Source organism: Marinomonas alcarazii, from assembly GCF_003208215.1.
GTDB lineage: Bacteria > Pseudomonadota > Gammaproteobacteria > Pseudomonadales > Marinomonadaceae > Marinomonas > Marinomonas alcarazii.
Genome location: NZ_QKLW01000003.1, coordinates 267,883 through 286,005, shown reverse-complemented (window position 1 = coordinate 286,005; position 18,123 = coordinate 267,883). Strand labels below are relative to the sequence as shown.

Here is an 18,123-nt window from a genome sequence, read left to right as displayed (position 1 = left end):
GATATTCTTATTGCATGCACAATCATCCAATCCCCCTACATGGAGCAAAGCACTACAAGGTATACCGTCAACAAGCACATACTATTTTTAAGACTACTGACTCGGCTTGGAATGGGGCTAAATTCAAAATAAGATCAACATTAATTAGCAAAGATTCTGATTATGCTGCTCACCGTAAAAACAACTTTCCATGCGGATAATTGAGAGGAATTGGGGCACGCTGGATATTGCCGTGTCACCACGCGTTTGCATTGCACGGATCAGCCTTATAAACAGCACTGAACACGTTGCACACTCTGTTGGTAAAGCACGCATTTTAGTCATCGAAAAAGAAGGCAGTGTGTGATGTGAAAATCGCCTTATCTATATTCCAAAATAGTTTATTTAAAGACATTGTAATAACTAAATCTTTTAAGTAACCTCACTCTTAATGAAATATTAAGCTTCCCAGATGAGGTCACTATGAAATCTAAGCCACGCTTTTTAAAATCTATTATTGGTACATTATTGTTGAGCGGCGCCGTTCAAGCGTCGGCTGCAGATCAAACTATCCTTAACACGTCTTACGATATTGCACGTGAATTGTTTGCCACTTACAACCCAACCTTTGAAAAACATTGGCTAGAAAAAACCGGCAAAACGATCGAGATCAAACAGTCTCATGCGGGTTCTTCAAAACAAGCCAACGCCATTATGAATGGCTTGTCTGCCGATGTGGTTACTTTTAACCAAGTCACTGATGTTCAAGTGTTGCATGACAAAGGCAAAATGATCCCAGCAGATTGGAAAAACGAATTTCCAAATGCCAGCTCGCCTTATTATTCAACAATTGCCTTCCTAGTTCGTAAAGGTAATCCCAAGAACATTAAAAGCTGGGGCGATCTAGCAGGTAATGATGTGGCATTGGTGTTTCCAAACCCTAAAACATCGGGCAACGGTCGTTACACTTTCTTAGCGGCTTACGGTTACGCACAAAAAACGTTTGGCAAAGACAACGAAGCAAAAATTGATGATTTCTTAGGTACTTTCCTGAAAAACGTCTCTGTATTTGATACAGGCGGCCGTGGTGCAACAACGACGTTCGTTGAACGTGGCATCGGTGATGTATTGATTACGTTCGAATCTGAAGTAAACAACATTCGTAACCAATATGGCGCAGACAAATACGAAGTGGTTGTACCTAAAACCTCTATCTTGGCAGAATTCCCTGTCGCTGTTGTAGAGAAAAACGCGAAGAAAAATGGTACAGAAGACGTGTCTCGTGAATACCTAAGCTACTTGTACAGCGAAGAATCTCAGCGTCTATTGGCGGGTTTTAACTATCGTGTACACAACGATGTTGTTAAAGCTGAGTTTGCAGACAAGTTTCCAGAGGTTAGCTTACTAACCGTTGAAAACATTGCTGGCGGTTGGCCACAAGCCACTAAAGAATTATTCTCAAATGGTGGTAAACTAGACCAACTACAGCGTCGCTAATATCAGAATAGATAATGTCTAGCCGGATACGCTTGCGTGTTCGGCTTTTCTGTTTCTGACTTGTACGTTTTATTGTTGAAACTTTCTTACTAAGACCATAATAGGCAACCACATGGCAACACATCTAAGCGCGGCTGACACCAGACCTCGCCATAAGCGAGTCTTGCCCGGACTCAGTTTAAGCTTGGGCACGTCCCTGCTATTTATCAGTTTGATCCTTTTGCTTCCTATGACAGGTTTGGTTATGCAATCCGTCGACATGGGTTGGGACAGATATTGGCAAGTCATCAGCGATGAACGCGTGGTCGCCAGTTACAAAGTAACCTTGTGGGCAGCGTTGATTGCCTCTGTTTTCAATGGCTTTTTTGGCCTTCTACTCGCTTGGGTATTGGTGCGCTACGACTTTCCTGGACGCCGTATTCTAGACGCCTTGGTGGATTTGCCTTTTGCCTTGCCAACCGCGGTGGCGGGTATCACCTTAGCGACCTTGTACGCTCAAAACGGTTGGTACGGTGAAATACTCGAAAGCCTAGGTCTAAAAGTTGCTTATACGCCTTGGGGGATTGTCCTTGCTATGGCATTTACCAGTATTCCCTTTGTGGTTAGAACGGTTCAGCCCGTCTTGGAAGAACTTTCTCCAGAAGAGGAAGAAGCCGGAATGACACTGGGCGCGTCTGATTGGTCCGTATTTCGTCGGGTTATTTTCCCCGCCTTATGGCCTGCTTTGATGACGGGCATTGCCTTGTCATTTACGCGTAGTCTAGGTGAATTTGGCGCGGTAATCTTTATCGCGGGCAACATGCCATACGTTAGCGAAATTACGTCTTTGATGATCTTCGTTAGCTTACAAGAGTTTGACTTCCCAGCCGCCAGCGCCATTGCCTCGGTTGTGCTGATGGCGTCACTGGTTCTCTTGTTCGCCATTAACATTTGGCAGGCGCGTTATTTACGTCGCCTTCACGGACGCAGTTAGGAACAGAATATTATGTCATCTTCTAAATCTTCATCTGGGCAACACCAGCTGCGAGTCGGCGATAGCCCTCTGGTAAAAGGTTTGCTTATTGGCATCACCTTATTGTTGACGGCAATTTTGCTGGTTGTTCCGCTCATTGCCATTTTTCAGCAAGCCTTTGTGGAAGGCGCTGCGCACTATTTCAACAGTTTGGTGGAAGCCGATACCTTGCACGCCATTGGTTTAACCTTGGTTGTTGCGGCGTTAACCGTACCGATTAACTTGGTCTTTGGCGTGATGCTCGCATGGGCGGTAACGCGCTTTGAGTTCCCTGGTCGCAAAATTTTGATGACCTTGATGGATATTCCCTTCGCGGTTTCGCCTGTGGTAGCTGGTTTATTGTATCTATTGTTGTACGGCAACAACGGCTGGATAGGCTCTTGGCTGTATGACCAAGACATCCAATTGATGTTTGCTTGGCCTGGCATCGTCATGGTGACGGTATTTGTGACTTGTCCATTTGTGGCCCGTGAATTGATTCCCTTGATGCAACAGCAAGGCCGAGAAGACGAAGAAGCCGCGGTGATTCTGGGCGCTTCTGGCTGGCAATTGTTCCGCCGAGTGACGTTACCAAATATCAAATGGGCGCTGATTTATGGCGTTATCCTGACCAACGCTCGTGCTGTGGGCGAATTTGGTGCCGTTTCCGTGGTGTCTGGCAATATTCGCGGAGAAACCAATACCTTGCCGCTGCACGTTCAGTTGCAATATGAGGATTACCAAGCCGCTGCAGCCTTTGCCAGCGCATCGCTACTAGCGATGATTGCCCTACTTACCTTGTTGTTGAAAGCCTTTATTGAATGGCGTCAGGAACGTAGTTTAAAAATTGAAGCTGAAAAAGAAAGACAGGTGACACAATGAGTATTTTGATTGAAAACATTTCCAAACACTTTGGGCAGTTTCAAGCCTTGTCACCTTTGTCATTAGATATCAACGAAGGCGAAATGATAGGCTTGCTCGGACCTTCAGGTTCAGGCAAAACCACCTTATTGCGCATTATCGCAGGGCTTGAAGGCACCGACACTGGCCGTATTAAATTTGGCGACCGAGATGTGACCAACTTGCATGTTCGTGATCGTCGCGTCGGCTTTGTATTCCAAAACTACGCCTTGTTCCGCCACATGACAGTGGCAGACAATGTGGCTTTTGGTCTCGAAGTCTTGCCCCGTAAAGAGCGACCAAGCCCGACTGAAATAAAAACCCGCGTAATGCATTTGTTGGAAATGGTGCAACTTGAGCACCTTGCGAACCGTTTCCCGTCTCAGCTTTCTGGCGGTCAAAAGCAACGTATTGCCTTGGCGCGTGCATTGGCGACTCAGCCAGAAGTCTTGCTGCTAGACGAACCTTTTGGCGCATTAGATGCCAAGGTTCGTAAAGAGTTACGTCGCTGGCTGCGTGGATTGCACGATGAACTAGGTTTCACCAGCGTGTTTGTCACCCATGACCAAGAAGAGGCCTTAGAGTTGTCTGATCGTGTTGTGGTGATGAGCAACGGGCACATCGAGCAAATCGACCAGCCAGGTGCGCTTTATGCCTCACCAAACAGCCGATTTGTGTTCGACTTCCTTGGTAACGCCAATGTTTTTGATGGCAAAGTAGAAAATGGCAAATGGCACAACCAGCAAGCAAATATCGTCTTACCAGAGGGCGCTGAACAAAAAGACGGTCAGTTGTACATTCGCTCCCATGAATTCTTTGTCTCAAGAGAACCAACGGCGCAAGCCAACTTGCCGCTGCGCGTGATTGCGATCAACCCGATTGGTGCTGAAGTTCGCCTAGAACTGACTCCGATTGATTGGCAAAGCAACGACGTATGGGAAATCGATCTGCCTCACAAAGCCTTTGATAAGAACTGCTTTGAAAAAGGCCAAACTTTATACGTCACACCAAAAGCAGGTTACTTTTTTGCCAATGACGCACAAAAGCCCACATTGTTAAGCTGGGAAAAATAACAACATGCGTCGCCCTAAAATATAAAGCGCTTATCCCGCTGATTGTTACCAACAACCCAATTCTAAAGTCTATACTTTAGAATTGGCGGCATTTATTTTGCTTTGAAAATCGGATATTGTGTCTACAAAAAACTATAAAGGGTAAAGAATGTTGGAAGTCAGCGAAAAGCTCAATACCTCTTTGTTTCAGAGCCATCTGAAGCGCTCGAACCTTGCTTATTCTAGCTCGACGCCCACTAAAAACACTTCTACACCGACAAAAAGAGCGAACTTTGTTTTACTCGATCACTTCTCTATGTCGTCCTTCTCTATCGCGCTCGACACACTTGTAACGCTTAATCTAGTGCACGACCACCCGATTTACGAATGCAAAACGTACGGCTTAAAAGATAAAAAAGCACTGTCTGATATTTCTATCGAAATAGCCACCGATGGCACCATTGAAGACATAGAGCTCGCTAAAGACTCTATCTTAATTATATGCGGAGGCTTCCGTAGCTCCCTCAAGCCAGAGCCTTCTCTTAATAAGAAAATAGTCAAAGCAGCACAGGCAAACGCCACCATCATGGGGCTGTGGAACGGCAGCTTCTACATTGCCGACAGCAAAATCAAACTCGGTGATTCTATTTCTATCCACCAAGATAATAAGGCCATTATGAGAGAGCGCTTCCCAGCTCTGCACCTTTCGACCTCTTCTTTTACCGAAGACAGCGGGCTTTTCACCTGTTGTGGCCCAAACACAGCGCTGGACATGATGCTTCACTTTATAAAAAGCTCTTATGGTACAGATTGCTCCCAAGCCGTAGCGGAAGTGATAGGTTCGGATCGAACAAACAATGCTGACACCAAAAGCACTAACCGTTTTTTACGATCCGAAACGCATACGCCTGATTGCATCAAAGAAGCCATCCAACTAATGGAAAATAACATTGAAGATCCATTAAGCATTGATGAACTCACTAAGTTAGTTGGTATTTCACGTCGACAAATAGAGAGATTGTTCAAAATTAATGTCGGCGTCACACCCGCTCGATATTACATGGAATACCGCTTAACCCGCGCACGTCAGCTAATACAACAATCGAACCTCAGCATTTTTGAAATATCTGTTGCTTGTGGCTTTGTCAGCTCGGCTCATTTCAGCCGTACTTACCATCGCTTCTTTGGCCAACCACCAACAGATACGCGACGCACTTTTCAAGACACGTAAAATCAGCATCAATCAAATAAGCCTGATTGCTGTCAGCTATTCCTCAACGGCTAAGACGGTGTCGCTTTCCATCAGTCTTTTGTCGTTATAGCGAACCCAACCAAGATAGAAGCGGCCTAGAGTGGAATGATCCCCACTCTTGAAGGAATAAAGTCATATGCGCCGCTCTAGCCTTTTGTTAGTTTCCATCGCCTTATCCCAAGCTCCATTCGCCTTAGCCGCCAAATTTGACTTCTCAAACGAGTACAATGCGACATCAATTCACGCTGAAGGCGATAAATATTTCATTGATCAAGTCACCAAACTTAGCAAAGGTGACATTGATATCACGCTTCATACCGGTGGCTCTCTCGGGTTTAAATCCACTGATAACTTTTACGCTGTAGCCGACAATGCTATCCAAATTGCTGATACATTGGCTGGTAGCATGGCCGGAATTGACCCTATCTTTTTATTGTCTTCATTGCCTTTTATCGTTGAAAACGAAGATCAAGCAGAGAAGCTTTATCAAATTGCTAAACCGTATTACCAAAAGGTCTTTGCTCAAAATGGACAAATTCTTCTTTACGCTTCTCCTTGGCCTGCCAGCGGCATTTGGTCTCAAAAGCCAGTTACAACAAAAGAAGAACTCGCTAATTTAAAAATCCGCACTTATGACAAAAATGGCACATTAACCCTACGTGAAGCAGGCGCCGAACCTATTAAGTTATCCTGGGGGGACGTTGTTCCTCAGCTGTCCACAGGTGGTATTAAAGCGGTACTTACTTCTGCTGACGCAGGTGCTAGCGGTAAGTTTTGGGAGCACCTAGATAACTACAGCGCGATTCAATACGCCATTCCTCTAAACATGGTTCATATGAACAAAGATGTGTTTGATGATTTATCCAGTGATGAACAAAGTGCCATTTTGAAAGCGGCCGCGTTAACAGACGAGCATAACTGGAAAACAGTAAGAACCCGCGTAGCAGACAACTACAAAGAACTTTCTGCAAACAAGGTAACCATCCATCAAGATCTTTCAAAAGACTTTATTGGCTGGCTTCAAGAGTCCGCTAAACCATCATTGAAAGAATGGTTAGAGGACACGGGTAAATCTGGTAGCGATATCATGGCGGATTTTGAGAAAAACAAATGATCATCCGTTCTTTGGCTATATTTTCCAGACGGCTGAACCAGCTGTCTGGTGCATTGGCAATGTTGCTTATCGCGTACCTGCTATGTCACATCTTGTTAGAAATTGTCTTACGTCTCTTCGGAACATCAACGTATGTTCTTGATGAGTTCGTTGGTTACGCAATCGCAACGATTACCTTTCTTGGATTAGGCTACAGTTTAGAAAGAAACGGACTCATTAAGGTTAATATTTTAAGCGACCGAATCCCTGAGAAGTACCATTGGGTATTAGATACGTTTATCTCTCTCGCTTCTTTTACCATGTTTTTTTGGGTTTCATGTTATTGGTATATCAATGTTTCCCGCAGTTTTAAGCGCAATATCACTAGTGAGTCTATTGCTGAAACTCCTTTGTGGATTCCTGAAGGCATGGTACTCGTTGGCTTAAGCCTTCTATGTTTAACGCTATTTGTCCGAATACTTACCCTCGTATCTACACGCCAAGTCCCCCGAATCGAGATAAATAAATAAGATGGAAATTGTATTATCAGCCGTTGGCGTTATCGCCCTAATTCTCTTGGTTCTCGGGCTTGGTGTTTGGGTATTTTCAGGCCTAGCAATCGTTGCCTTGCTGTCTCTCATTGTGATTGGCGATGTCAGCATGGACCGAGCTGGCGCCATACTCAGCCGTATTCTTTTTCGATCTGCCAACTCGTGGGAATTATCAGCCATCCCGCTTTTTATTTTGATGGGCGAGCTAATTTTTCGCTCTGATATTTCGGATAGATTATTTCGCGGATTAGAACCTTGGACAAAAAAAATCCCAGGCGGAATACTTCACACAAATGTGTTTGGCTGCGCACTATTTGCAGCGGTAAGTGGATCAAGTGCGGCCACCACGGCAACCGTCGGTAAAATCACCACAACAGAGCTGAAAAAGCGTGGTTATGACCGAAGCTTGTCCATCGGATCTTTAGCTGGCGCGGGTAGTTTAGGGCTGTTAATTCCACCGTCTCTTGTGATGATCGTTTACGGAATCCAGTCAGAAGTTTCAATCAGTAAGCTTTTTATGGCGGGAGTTTTACCCGGTATTTTAATTGCGGCGCTTTATTCTGGCTACATAGTGATCAGAGCCTTGTTAAACCCTTCGCTATGCCCGCCTGAAAAGTCTGACACAGCGGGAAAATTAGAAAGTATATTTCTCCTGCTGCCTGTTATTTCTCTGATCGTCATTGTTATGGGAGCCATTTACTCAGGCATAGCAACTCCATCAGAAGCTGCTGCTGTTGGTGTATTTGCAACACTTGTTATTCTAATTAAAGAGCGTCAGTTGTCTTTTAAAATGATACAAGAAGCAATGATTGCTACCTTGTTGAGCTCAACCATGGTCTGCAGCATATTGGTTTCTGCTGCGCTGTTATCCACCGCTATGGGATTTCTTCACCTACCGTCTGAACTTGCCAGCTATATCGCTAGTTTGGATCTTTCTCCTAGCTTATTGCTGTTAGCGCTGGCGGTATTTTACGTCATATTAGGTTTATTCTTAGATGGCATATCCATTACCGTAATGAGCTTACCTATCACCCTGCCGATTGTTATTCTGGCAGGGTTTGACCCAATCTGGTTTGGTATCTTTCTTGTCATTTTAATAGAGCTTGGGCAAATCACCCCACCAGTTGGTTTTAACCTGTTTGTATTACAAGGGCTTACCGGAGAAAAAATAGGGCAAGTCGCAAAATCCGCTTTCCCTTTCTTTATTTTGATGTGTGTTGCAGCCTTTATTCTCTGTCTATTCCCAGAAATCGCATTATGGCTGCCTAATGCCCTATCGCAGTAAGTTCGTCAGGCTTTAAATACCTAGCCCTAACATCATAGGGCTAGGTTAGTTTCAAATCTTCATCAAGCTACGAATATGGCAAAACGCAGCGCGACCAAGCGCGTCTATGTTGTAGCCGCCTTCTAAGACAGACACAATTTTCCCATCGCAATGGCGATCTGCCACATCCACCAAAAGATCGGTAATCCACGTAAAGTCCGACTCGCTTAATCTTAGTTGCCCCATTGGGTCTTCTTTGTGAGCATCAAAGCCTGCGGAAATCATAATCAGTTGTGGTTTGAAAGCTTCAAGAGCGGGCAAGAGTTGCTCGGAGATAATGGCTTGAAAGGCGTCACTGCCAGAACCGGCTTCTAGCGGCATGTGTAAAATATTATCGTGTGAAGCCCCAGGATCGCTGTAAGGATAAAACGGATGCTGGTAGCTGGATGCATAAAGCACTTTAGGGTCGGTTTTAAAAATGTCTTCCGTGCCATTGCCGTGGTGAACATCAAAATCCACAATCGCCACACGTTCTAAACCATATTGTTCAATGGCGTAGCGAGTACCAACGGCAATGTTATTGAACAGGCAAAAGCCCATGGCTTTGTCATATTCCGCATGATGTCCAGGTGGACGAATGGCGCAAAACGCGTTTTCCATCTCACCCGTCATGACAAGATCCACCGCTTTAATCACCGAACCTGCCGCGTACAAAGCCGCATCCAAGGTATGTGGCATCATCAAGGTTTCTGGCTCTAATTCCACATGGCCTTCTTCTGGAGCGCGCGCGAAAATAGAATTTACGTAGGCTTCATCATGGGCAAGAAGAACCTGCTCTCGCGTTGCCGGATCGGATTCCATTCGACGCAAAAAGTCCATCAACTGCCCCATGATCAGACGATTTTGAATCGCCCCAAGACGCAACGGAGACTCAGGGTGATCAGCGCCCATGTCATGCTTGTCGCAATAAGTGTGTGTGATGTAAGCCGTTGTCATTTTTATTCCAGTGTTTTTTATTTTTAAAAACTGCCGAGGTCTTTTCAGGATTTCATGAACGCAGTAAGCATGACAAGATCTCATGAATGAAAAAGACAGTCCACCCTACCATGGTCTACAATTCGCACTACAGAAGACTGTGCTACAGTTTCAATACTGTACTATCACCTCAACACACACATTGAATTTTGGAGAAGGTTAAGTGAGCCAACACGCATTACAATCTCTACTCGCCCCAAAATCTATGGTGGTGCTTACCGGCGACGATCCCCACGACCCGCTTATGTTGGCTTTATTAAGCTCGTTAACAGCAGCGCAAAAGTCTTGCCCTGTGTATTTGTCAGGTGTTGAGCCTGCTGTAACAACTCCCTTTCCATTAGTAGCAAGCCTAGCAAAACTCACCACTAGCCCAGACATTGCTGTCTTGGTTGGCACTCACAATACTCAATCGATGGAAGACATTATCGCCGACTGTGGCGCCGCAGGCATTGGCTCTTTGCTAATGTTATCCTGGACAGGAGACAGTCAGGAGTCGCTGATAGAAGCGCTGCGTAACCACAATGTGCGCTTACTTGGACCAAACAGCTTTGGTATTTGTCGTCCGAAACAAGGCGTGTTTGCTTGGCTTGGCCTGACTCAGCCATTATCAGGGCGCTTAGCCTTAATGTCACAATCTGGGACGGTCGCCAGCGCCCTTGTAGACTGGGCGACTTGGCAAGGCATAGGCTTCTCACAAGTCGTCTCTATGGGATCACCTGTTGATGTTATGCCATCGCAAGTATTGGATTATTTATCCAATGATTTCGACAGTCAGGCTATTTTAATGTATCTGCAAAAAATTGGTCGCCCGACACGTTTCCTCAGCAGCTTACGCGCCACAGGGCGAAGCAAACCGGTTGCGGTTGTAACAGAGCATTCTATTGGCGCTGATGAACGCGTATTGGACGCGGCACTCAGCCGAACAGGGGCCGTTCGCGGCCGACGCTTGAATGATCTAATCGCGGCCGCGTCTGTGATGACCAACGCCCGTCGGGTCAAAGACGGTTCCTTGTTAATCATTGGAAACGGCGCTGGACCGGGCGAATTGGCAGCACAACGCGCCACCGAACTTGATATAGATTTGCTCACGCCAGAAGGCGAGCTGCGTGATAAATTAGAAAACACCATGGCGGGTCGTGGCGGCATTGGCCCTGTGACAACCGTTTGGGCAAGTTGCGCGACAGATCTTTTCATCGACCTCGCTGCCGATGCGTTAAGCAGTCCAGACTGCGGAGCCGTGTTATTAACACTCAGCCCGACCGCTCTTATCGATATCGATTCCTTATACGATCTCATCATCAAATTACATCGCACCCAGAAAAAACTGGTCATGGTGTGTTTGCTAGGCGGTGGCAACATGACCAACATGCGCACACGCATTAACGAAGCAGGGATCCCAACATTTAGAACGCCAGAAACCGCCATCGAAGGCTTTCAATTTTTAGTGCAGTTTCAGCGTAATCAATTACTCGCCAAGCAATCACCAGACAGCCATGCGTTTCGCTTTAAGATCGATGTATCAGAAGCCACAAACACACTTAACCGGCTTTATAAGCAAGGGGATAAAGCGCCCACAGCAGATGCTTTACGAGATATTTTTGAGCTGTTTCATATTCGATTAATTACTCGTCGTCAGTCATCCAATCAGCTGAACGCCCCTATCCATTTACGCGTCTTTCAAGACGCTGTGTTTGGCCCAGCCATTGGCTTATCTTTGGAAGGTGCCCAGCAGCATAAACAAGCCGAAGCCGTGGCTTTACCACCACTCAATACCATCTTGGCAAAGGATTTAATCCAACGCGCCTTTCCCGGGGAAGAATCCTTTGAATTAGAAAGCTTGCTACGCAACTTATCCACCATGGTGTGCGAACTGCCCGAGATTGAAAACTTAGAACTGGCCGATGTGAGACTTCACGACAGCGGCAGTGTTTACGCAGATGTCACAGCCAATCTCCGTCTTTGCAAAAACTGGCGACGCTATGAACACCTCGCCATTCACCCCTACCCAAGACAATGGGTATCGGAACGCATTTTAAAGAATGAAGAAATCGCTACGGTTAGACCCGTTTTACCGAGAGATTCTGGCATTTTGGCGGATTTTGTTCGAAGCATGTCTCACGAGACTCGTTACTTTCGCTTCATTTCGAATATCGAAGAGCTGACACCTCGCATGCTCGCAAGCATGTCCCACATCGATTACGACAGAGAAATGGCCTTACTCGCGGTTATCCAGCGAGATGACAAAGATTTACTCATTGGTACAGCGCGCTATATCGACAACTTTGATGATCAGAGCTGTGAGTTCGCCGTGGTGCTGGGAGATGAATTCCAAGGTTTAGGCTTGGCCTCCTATCTGATGCGACGCCTGATGCAAGTCGCCGCAGACAAAGGCATTCGCGTGATGAAAGGGATCGTCTTGGCCGAAAACAAGCGTATGATCGAATTTTGCCGTCATTTAGGCTTTACGATTCAACGAGACCCAGACGATTTCGGCCAAATGGTAGCGAGCATAAAACTCACTCCAAGCGTTCTGGAAAAGTGTCGAGATGCTTGCTAGTTCAAGACCTCAATATCAACCTCAACCACCCCTTCGCGCGTATTAGCAATGCGCTGAAAAGCCGACTTACTAAGGTCAATAATCCGACCACGAACGAACGGCCCACGGTCATTAACTCGCACGACGACACTTTTGCCATTCTGAACGTTGGTGACTTTTACCCTAGAACCAAACGGCAAACGCTTATGAGCGGCAGTCATGGCTTTTTGATCAAACAATTCTCCACTGGCGGTTTTACGGCCTTGATACTTCATGGCGTAATAACTGGCTCCACCGCTTTCTTCGAACCCGACTGAATCAGAGCGACTAATTGGGCCACTGGCGCACGCAGTTAAGACGAGCGAAGAGATGACCCAACTTAAGATACTAATTGTTCGCATGGTTTTTTCTTTTCCTTTAAGTCGCATGGATTTTCAGACACTATGGTAACAGATACCTTCACCTAACAAACTCAACCTAACGAAACATCCGTCAGCTTCTTGTCAGGGTTTTGGCGTATCTTTCTATGCGCTGCCTTAATGCTCACGTCAATTCCCAACATGACAATACATAAACATAAGTTGCGAGTATGGTTAACATCACCAGAGGCGCCAATAAAACCAGCTTATTTAAGGTATGCTTGGCACCATTAAACCGCTGCTTTTTCGATAGATAGACATGATCTCTCGCTTTATATTACTTTGTAAAACCCCCTCTCGTTGGCCTACCACTTGGCGATTATCCGTCTTATTAGCCGTGTCTTTTGTTTTAGTGGTGTGCTTTGAATACGCCAATTTACCCGCAGCGCTTCTGCTCGGCCCCATGATTACAGCGATCATCTTAGCGGTTAGCGGAGCCGGAATGACAATGCCCAAGCCAATGTTTTTAATGGCTCAAGGCATTTTGGGCATGATGATAGCAAACAGCTTGCCACTCACAGTATTTGCGAAAATTTCCATGGAATGGCCGCTATTTCTGATGGGGACCGTCTCAACAATTTTGGTGTCTAGCTTTTTAGGTTGGCTGCTTAGTCGTAGTGGATTATTACCTGGCACCACGGCCATTTGGGGATCATCTCCCGGTGCCGCCTCGGCAATGACCATTATGTCTGAATCCTACGGAGCAGATATGCGATTAGTCGCCTTTATGCAATATTTACGTGTGGCGTGTTGCGCTATCGCAGCGACAGTCGTTGCAGCAATATTTCACGTCGATGGTGTTGCGGCTGAACCGATTGATTGGCTGGGCGTTCCTTCGTGGTCAGGTTTTGCCATCACGCTTTGCACCATCTTGGTGGTGAGCATTATTGGCGTCAAGCTTCGCCTTCCCAGCGGACCTTTACTGCTTTCGCTTGCGGTAGGATTGGTGGTCAAGTTCTCCGGTGTTTTGCCTATTGTTCTACCCCATTGGTGCTTGGCAATCAGCTTTGCCATATTAGGTTGGGGCATTGGTTTTCGTTTCACTCGACAAGTATTACAACATGCCTGGCATGTCTTTCCTCACGTGTTAGGTGCGATTCTAGCGCTCATTGCCATTAACGCTTGCTTGGCCATGCTGTTGATCACTTTTGCCGATATCGACCCGCTCACAGCGTTTCTCGCCACAAGTCCTGGTGGTGCTGACTCTGTTGCCATTATTGCCGCATCGACCAGTGCAGATGTGTCTTTTGTCATGGCTATGCAGGTGGCGAGGTTTCTGCTGGTGCTGATTGCTGGGCCAATGCTTGCTCGCTGGCTTTCGACGAATAAGACCGCATAAATCAATCAAACGACTAAAACGAAAAAACCACCCGAAGGTGGTTTTCATAAACATCAAGCTTTCAATCAATATAGATACTGATACTAGCTTGCTGCTTGTTCTAAATTTTCAGGGCCGAAGGAAAATGGCAGCAATTCATTCATAGTAAGGGATTTTCTTACCCCTTCCTCACCACAAATATGAATCATAGTGTCCGCAGAAGAGAACTCACGAATCTTCTGACGGCAACCGCCACAAGGCGTGACCAGCTCTTCACCTTTACCAATAACATAGATGTCTTTAATCAAGGTTTCACCGCCCAGCACCATAGACGCAATTGCACCTGCTTCGGCACAAGTGCCTTCTGGAAACGCGGCGTTCTCTACGTTACAGCCGGAATAAAACTGACCATCCGCCGTTAAGATTGCAGCACCAACATGAAAACGAGAATAAGGCACGTAGGCTTTATTCATCGCTGTTTTCGCTAGCTCAAAAAGCTCAGTATTTTGCGCCCTATTAGACATACTAAGCTCTCTCTTTCACGTAAGGACGACCTATGGCCTTAGGACCAATGGCTTTGCCGATGAAGCCCGCAAGCAACAAGACAGTTAATACGTATGGTAACACTTCAATCGCCTGCACTGGCACTTGGCCAATACCTGGAATCTCAACGCCCTGCATACGAACCGCCACAGCATCTAAGAAACCAAACAGCAAACAAGCGAGCAACACAGGGACTGGACGCCACTTACCAAAGATAAGCGCTGCGAGTGCCATGTAGCCTTTACCTGCGCTCATGTCTTTCAGGAAGCCAGCATTGTGGGCTGTAGACAAGTACGCACCTGCAAGACCACACAAGATGCCACAAATGATCAAAGCACGATAACGAATGAAAGCCACCGAAATACCAGCCGTATCGACCGCATGAGGGTTCTCACCCACGGCACGAAGGCGTAAACCAAAACGAGTCTTATAAATCACCCAATAGGTCACAGGCACCATAGCGAATGCCAAATACACCAAAATGTTATGACCGCTGAGCAAATTCGAATAAATAGGCCCAATCACTGGCACACTTGCTATTGCGTCAGCAAATGGGAAGGTGATATCTAAGAAGCGCGCATCACCAACCAATGCTGGGGTTTGCCCTCCCATACCAAACCAGTACATAGATAAGGTCACCGTCAAGCCGGCAACTATGGTATTAATCGCTACACCAGACACGATGTGATCACCACGGTGAGTGATACAAGCAAAGCCATGGATCATCGCTAAGCAAATGGAAGCAACGATACCGAAGCACAAACCTATCCAAGCAGACCCAAAAACAGACGCTGCCGCTGCCGCTGCAAAGGCACTGCCTAGAATTTTACCTTCTAGACCAATATCAACAATGCCCGCACGCTCAGAAAATAAGCCTGCTAATGCAGCAAAAATAAGCGGAGTAGAAACGCGCATTGTCGCGTCCAACATAAGTATCAATGTTTCAAACATAATCTTCCCCTACGCGACCGCTCTGCGAATAAAAAAGCCTTCGATACGATCTTTGAACATATGCTCAAGCGCACCAGAGAACAAAATCACCAAACCCTGAATTACCACAACGATTTCAGGCGTAATGGTTGGTAGCTCGAATGCCAATTCGGCGCCACCTTGATACAAGGCACCAAATAAGATTGCCGCCAAAATGATACCAATCGGATTGTTACGCCCCATCAAGGCTACCGCGATACCCGCAAAACCATAACCTGCTGTGAAGTTAAGCAATAAATTATGGTTCACACCCATGATTTCATTCAGACCAACAAAACCAGCCAAGCCACCAGAAATCAACATCGCCCAAATGGTTACTTTAGCAGTATCAATACCAGCATAACGTGCCGCCGTTGGATTGGTTCCCAATGTTCTTAACTGGTAACCCCAACGAGTATGCCAAACCAATCCCCAGACAAAGACACAGCACAACAAAGCCCAAATGAACGACAAGTTCAATGGCGAGTCACCGATATTAATGCCTAGAGGCGAAAAGAGTTCATGCAAATACGGCAGCCAAGCATTTTCTTCAAATGTGCGACTGTTTGGCGCCATACGGCCGTCTTCTTTTAACCAGTTCACTATCAAGTAAACCATCAACGAAGACGCAATAAAGTTAAACATGATGGTGGTGATAACAATATGACTACCACGACGAGCTTGTAAATAAGCTGGGATGTAACCCCATGCAGCACCGAAAACCGCCGCCCCGATCACCGCCAAAGGCGCAATCACATACAACGGCATCGTGTGGTCCAATGACAAACAGATCAAACCAACACCTAGACCACCGATATAGGCCTGCCCCTCACCACCGATGTTGAATAAACCGCCTTTAAAGGCAACAGATACCGCCAAGCCAGTGAAGATCAAGTTGGTCGCGTAATACAATGTATAACCGATACCTTCATCGTAACCAAAAGCGCCATAGATCAAATAACCAGCGGCCTCAATCGGATTTTCACCAATAGCAAGAATCACCAAGCCAGATACTAGAAACGCCAATAAAATATTTAACAGCGGGATAAGGGCGACATTTACCCAAGCAGGAACTTTTGCCTGACTCATGCAGATACCCCTTCTTCTTCATTAAAAGCGTTAGCCATCATCAAGCCAAGGGTTCGCTCGTCAGCGTCTTTTGCATCAAGCTCGCCAACAACCGCACCATCAAACATCACAATGATGCGATCACTTAGTGCCATAATTTCATCCAATTCAACGGACACAAGTAAAATGGCTTTACCTGAGTCTCTTAGTTTTACAATTTGTTCGTGAATGTTTTCGATTGCACCAATATCAACACCGCGAGTTGGCTGCCCAATCAATAACACTTCAGGGTTTTGTTCAACTTCGCGGGCAATAACGATTTTCTGCTGGTTACCACCAGAAAAATTCGCCGTTTTAAGGTGCGGGTTAGGTGGACGCACATCCCAAGCAGCCATACGCTCGTTACATTCATCAAGCATTGCCTTACGGTTCATTAGAATTTTACCGTTATAGACAGGCGAGTTATGGTAACCAAGAACCGCAGCCTCATAGGCTTCAAAGCCCGTCACCAAGCCCATTTTATGGCGATCTTCAGGAACATGAGCCATCTTTAAATCACGCATCTGTGCGGCATTTTTCGGTGCTTTTGCGTTAATCACTTGACCGGCAAAGTGAATCTCACCTTCGTCCATCGGCGTAATACCTGACAAAACATTCAATAATTCGCTTTGCCCATTACCTGACACCCCCGCAATACCTAAGATTTCACCAGCACGCAGCTCTAAACTCACATTTTTTAGACGCTTCACGCCCTGACTATCAAACTGAGACAAGTTTTTCGCAGACAGCAAAACATCACTTGGCTGAGCGTCATCTTTATGAACAGTAAGACGGACTTTTTTACCTACCATCAATTCAGCTAGGTCTTCCGTACTGGTATTAACGGTTTCTCGGTGCGCAACCATTTCACCTTGACGCATCACCGATACATTGTCGGTGGAAGCCATGATCTCGCGCAGCTTATGAGTAATAAGCAACACAGTTACGCCCTGTTCTTTTAGGGCTTTTAGGATACGAAATAGGTGATCAGCTTCCTGCGGCGTCAATACACCCGTCGGCTCATCCAATATAAGAATGCGTGCGCCACGATATAAGGCTTTTAAAATCTCAACACGTTGCTGTAAACCAACCGGAAGTTCTTCTACGATTGCATCTACATCAATATCTAAACTGTATTCATGAGCTAAGCGCTGCAACTCTAAGCGCGCTGCACCGATACCATTCTTTAGTACCGCACCGCCTTCTGCGCCTAAAATAACATTCTCAAGAACACTAAAATTTTCCACCAACATGAAGTGCTGATGCACCATGCCAATTCCGGCATTGATCGCATCTTGAGAGCTACGAATATCAACACGCTTGCCATCCACTTCTATATGGCCCGTGTCGGCTTCATAAAAGCCATAAATGATACTCATCAAGGTAGATTTACCCGCACCGTTTTCACCGATGATACCGTGAATCGTACCCGCTGGAACTTGTAAGCAAATGTCTTTATTGGCCTGAACGGCACCAAAACGTTTACTGATGTCTCGCAACTCAATTGCGTATGGCATTGTTTTATTCGTCATATCTAAAAGTAATTCATCTGCTTAAGAATCAAACACACTAAAACAAAAAAAACAGTTACTCACATAACGCGAGTAACTGTTTTTC

General features: G+C 46.0%; 17 protein-coding genes. 11 read left to right on the top strand and 6 right to left on the bottom strand.

Annotated elements, in window-relative coordinates:
- Positions 1–190 precede the first annotated feature (190 nt).
- The 9 genes from DFP75_RS18505 to DFP75_RS09530 all read left to right on the top strand — a co-directional run bounded on the left by DFP75_RS18505 (position 191) and on the right by DFP75_RS09530 (position 8,600).
- Positions 191–346 carry a hypothetical protein gene (locus tag DFP75_RS18505; RefSeq protein WP_245927023.1) on the top strand — a complete coding sequence of 52 codons (156 nt, stop codon included), beginning with the start codon at positions 191–193 and terminating at the stop codon, positions 344–346.
- Between the two features lie 116 nt (positions 347–462).
- Complete coding sequence (gene cysP, locus DFP75_RS09565) at positions 463–1,476, top strand: thiosulfate ABC transporter substrate-binding protein CysP (RefSeq protein WP_110574990.1); 1,014 nt, start codon at positions 463–465, stop codon at positions 1,474–1,476.
- A gap of 112 nt (positions 1,477–1,588) precedes the next feature.
- Positions 1,589–2,449: a sulfate/thiosulfate ABC transporter permease CysT gene (gene cysT, locus DFP75_RS09560; protein WP_110574988.1), complete on the top strand. Its 861-nt coding sequence runs from the start codon at positions 1,589–1,591 to the stop codon at positions 2,447–2,449.
- A gap of 12 nt (positions 2,450–2,461) precedes the next feature.
- Positions 2,462–3,349 carry a sulfate ABC transporter permease subunit CysW gene (cysW, locus tag DFP75_RS09555; protein ID WP_110574986.1) on the top strand — a complete coding sequence of 296 codons (888 nt, stop codon included), beginning with the start codon at positions 2,462–2,464 and terminating at the stop codon, positions 3,347–3,349.
- On the top strand, positions 3,346–4,440 hold the full coding sequence (locus DFP75_RS09550) for a sulfate/molybdate ABC transporter ATP-binding protein (RefSeq protein ID WP_110574984.1): 1,095 nt from the start codon (positions 3,346–3,348) through the stop codon (positions 4,438–4,440). Before cysW ends, DFP75_RS09550 begins: the two co-directional genes overlap by 4 nt.
- A 148-nt stretch (positions 4,441–4,588) precedes the next feature.
- Positions 4,589–5,650: a GlxA family transcriptional regulator gene (locus DFP75_RS09545; protein WP_110574982.1), complete on the top strand. Its 1,062-nt coding sequence runs from the start codon at positions 4,589–4,591 to the stop codon at positions 5,648–5,650.
- A gap of 157 nt (positions 5,651–5,807) precedes the next feature.
- Positions 5,808–6,785, top strand: coding sequence for a TRAP transporter substrate-binding protein (locus tag DFP75_RS09540; RefSeq protein WP_110574980.1), 978 nt, complete (start codon positions 5,808–5,810; stop codon positions 6,783–6,785).
- Entirely contained in the window at positions 6,782–7,294 is a 513-nt protein-coding gene (locus DFP75_RS09535; protein WP_110574977.1) for a TRAP transporter small permease subunit, read from the top strand. The genes DFP75_RS09540 and DFP75_RS09535 overlap by 4 nt, the downstream gene beginning before the upstream one ends.
- A 1-nt stretch (position 7,295) precedes the next feature.
- Positions 7,296–8,600, top strand: a complete 1,305-nt coding sequence (locus DFP75_RS09530; protein ID WP_110574975.1) for a TRAP transporter large permease — start codon at positions 7,296–7,298, stop codon at positions 8,598–8,600.
- A 51-nt stretch (positions 8,601–8,651) separates the two neighbouring features.
- Here the strand turns inward: DFP75_RS09530 and DFP75_RS09525 are convergent, their stop codons facing one another.
- Positions 8,652–9,575: a histone deacetylase family protein gene (locus DFP75_RS09525; RefSeq protein ID WP_110574973.1), complete on the bottom strand. Its 924-nt coding sequence runs from the start codon at positions 9,573–9,575 to the stop codon at positions 8,652–8,654.
- A gap of 202 nt (positions 9,576–9,777) precedes the next feature.
- On the opposite strand from DFP75_RS09525, the gene DFP75_RS09520 reads away from it, so the two are divergent.
- Positions 9,778–12,171: a bifunctional acetate--CoA ligase family protein/GNAT family N-acetyltransferase gene (locus tag DFP75_RS09520; protein WP_110574970.1), complete on the top strand. Its 2,394-nt coding sequence runs from the start codon at positions 9,778–9,780 to the stop codon at positions 12,169–12,171.
- Here the strand turns inward: DFP75_RS09520 and DFP75_RS09515 are convergent.
- Positions 12,168–12,551 carry a septal ring lytic transglycosylase RlpA family protein gene (locus DFP75_RS09515; RefSeq protein WP_110575123.1) on the bottom strand — a complete coding sequence of 128 codons (384 nt, stop codon included), beginning with the start codon at positions 12,549–12,551 and terminating at the stop codon, positions 12,168–12,170. The two genes, DFP75_RS09520 and DFP75_RS09515, sit on opposite strands and share 4 nt — an antisense overlap.
- Before the next feature lie 277 nt (positions 12,552–12,828).
- Between DFP75_RS09515 and DFP75_RS09510 the strand changes: the two genes are divergently transcribed.
- Complete coding sequence (locus tag DFP75_RS09510; RefSeq protein WP_110574968.1) at positions 12,829–13,908, top strand: AbrB family transcriptional regulator; 1,080 nt, start codon at positions 12,829–12,831, stop codon at positions 13,906–13,908.
- An 83-nt stretch (positions 13,909–13,991) separates the two neighbouring features.
- Here DFP75_RS09510 and cdd read toward each other — a convergent pair whose 3' ends face one another.
- The 4 genes from cdd to DFP75_RS09490 are packed head-to-tail and all read right to left on the bottom strand — an operon-like array spanning position 13,992 to position 18,038.
- Positions 13,992–14,411: a cytidine deaminase gene (gene cdd / locus DFP75_RS09505; RefSeq protein WP_110574966.1), complete on the bottom strand. Its 420-nt coding sequence runs from the start codon at positions 14,409–14,411 to the stop codon at positions 13,992–13,994.
- 1 nt (position 14,412) lies between these two features.
- Positions 14,413–15,381: an ABC transporter permease gene (locus DFP75_RS09500; RefSeq protein WP_110574964.1), complete on the bottom strand. Its 969-nt coding sequence runs from the start codon at positions 15,379–15,381 to the stop codon at positions 14,413–14,415.
- Between the two features lie 9 nt (positions 15,382–15,390).
- Complete coding sequence (locus DFP75_RS09495) at positions 15,391–16,488, bottom strand: ABC transporter permease (protein ID WP_110574962.1); 1,098 nt, start codon at positions 16,486–16,488, stop codon at positions 15,391–15,393.
- Positions 16,485–18,038 carry an ABC transporter ATP-binding protein gene (locus tag DFP75_RS09490; protein ID WP_110574960.1) on the bottom strand — a complete coding sequence of 518 codons (1,554 nt, stop codon included), beginning with the start codon at positions 18,036–18,038 and terminating at the stop codon, positions 16,485–16,487. Before DFP75_RS09490 ends, DFP75_RS09495 begins: the two co-directional genes overlap by 4 nt.
- Between the last annotated feature and the right edge of the window lie 85 nt (positions 18,039–18,123).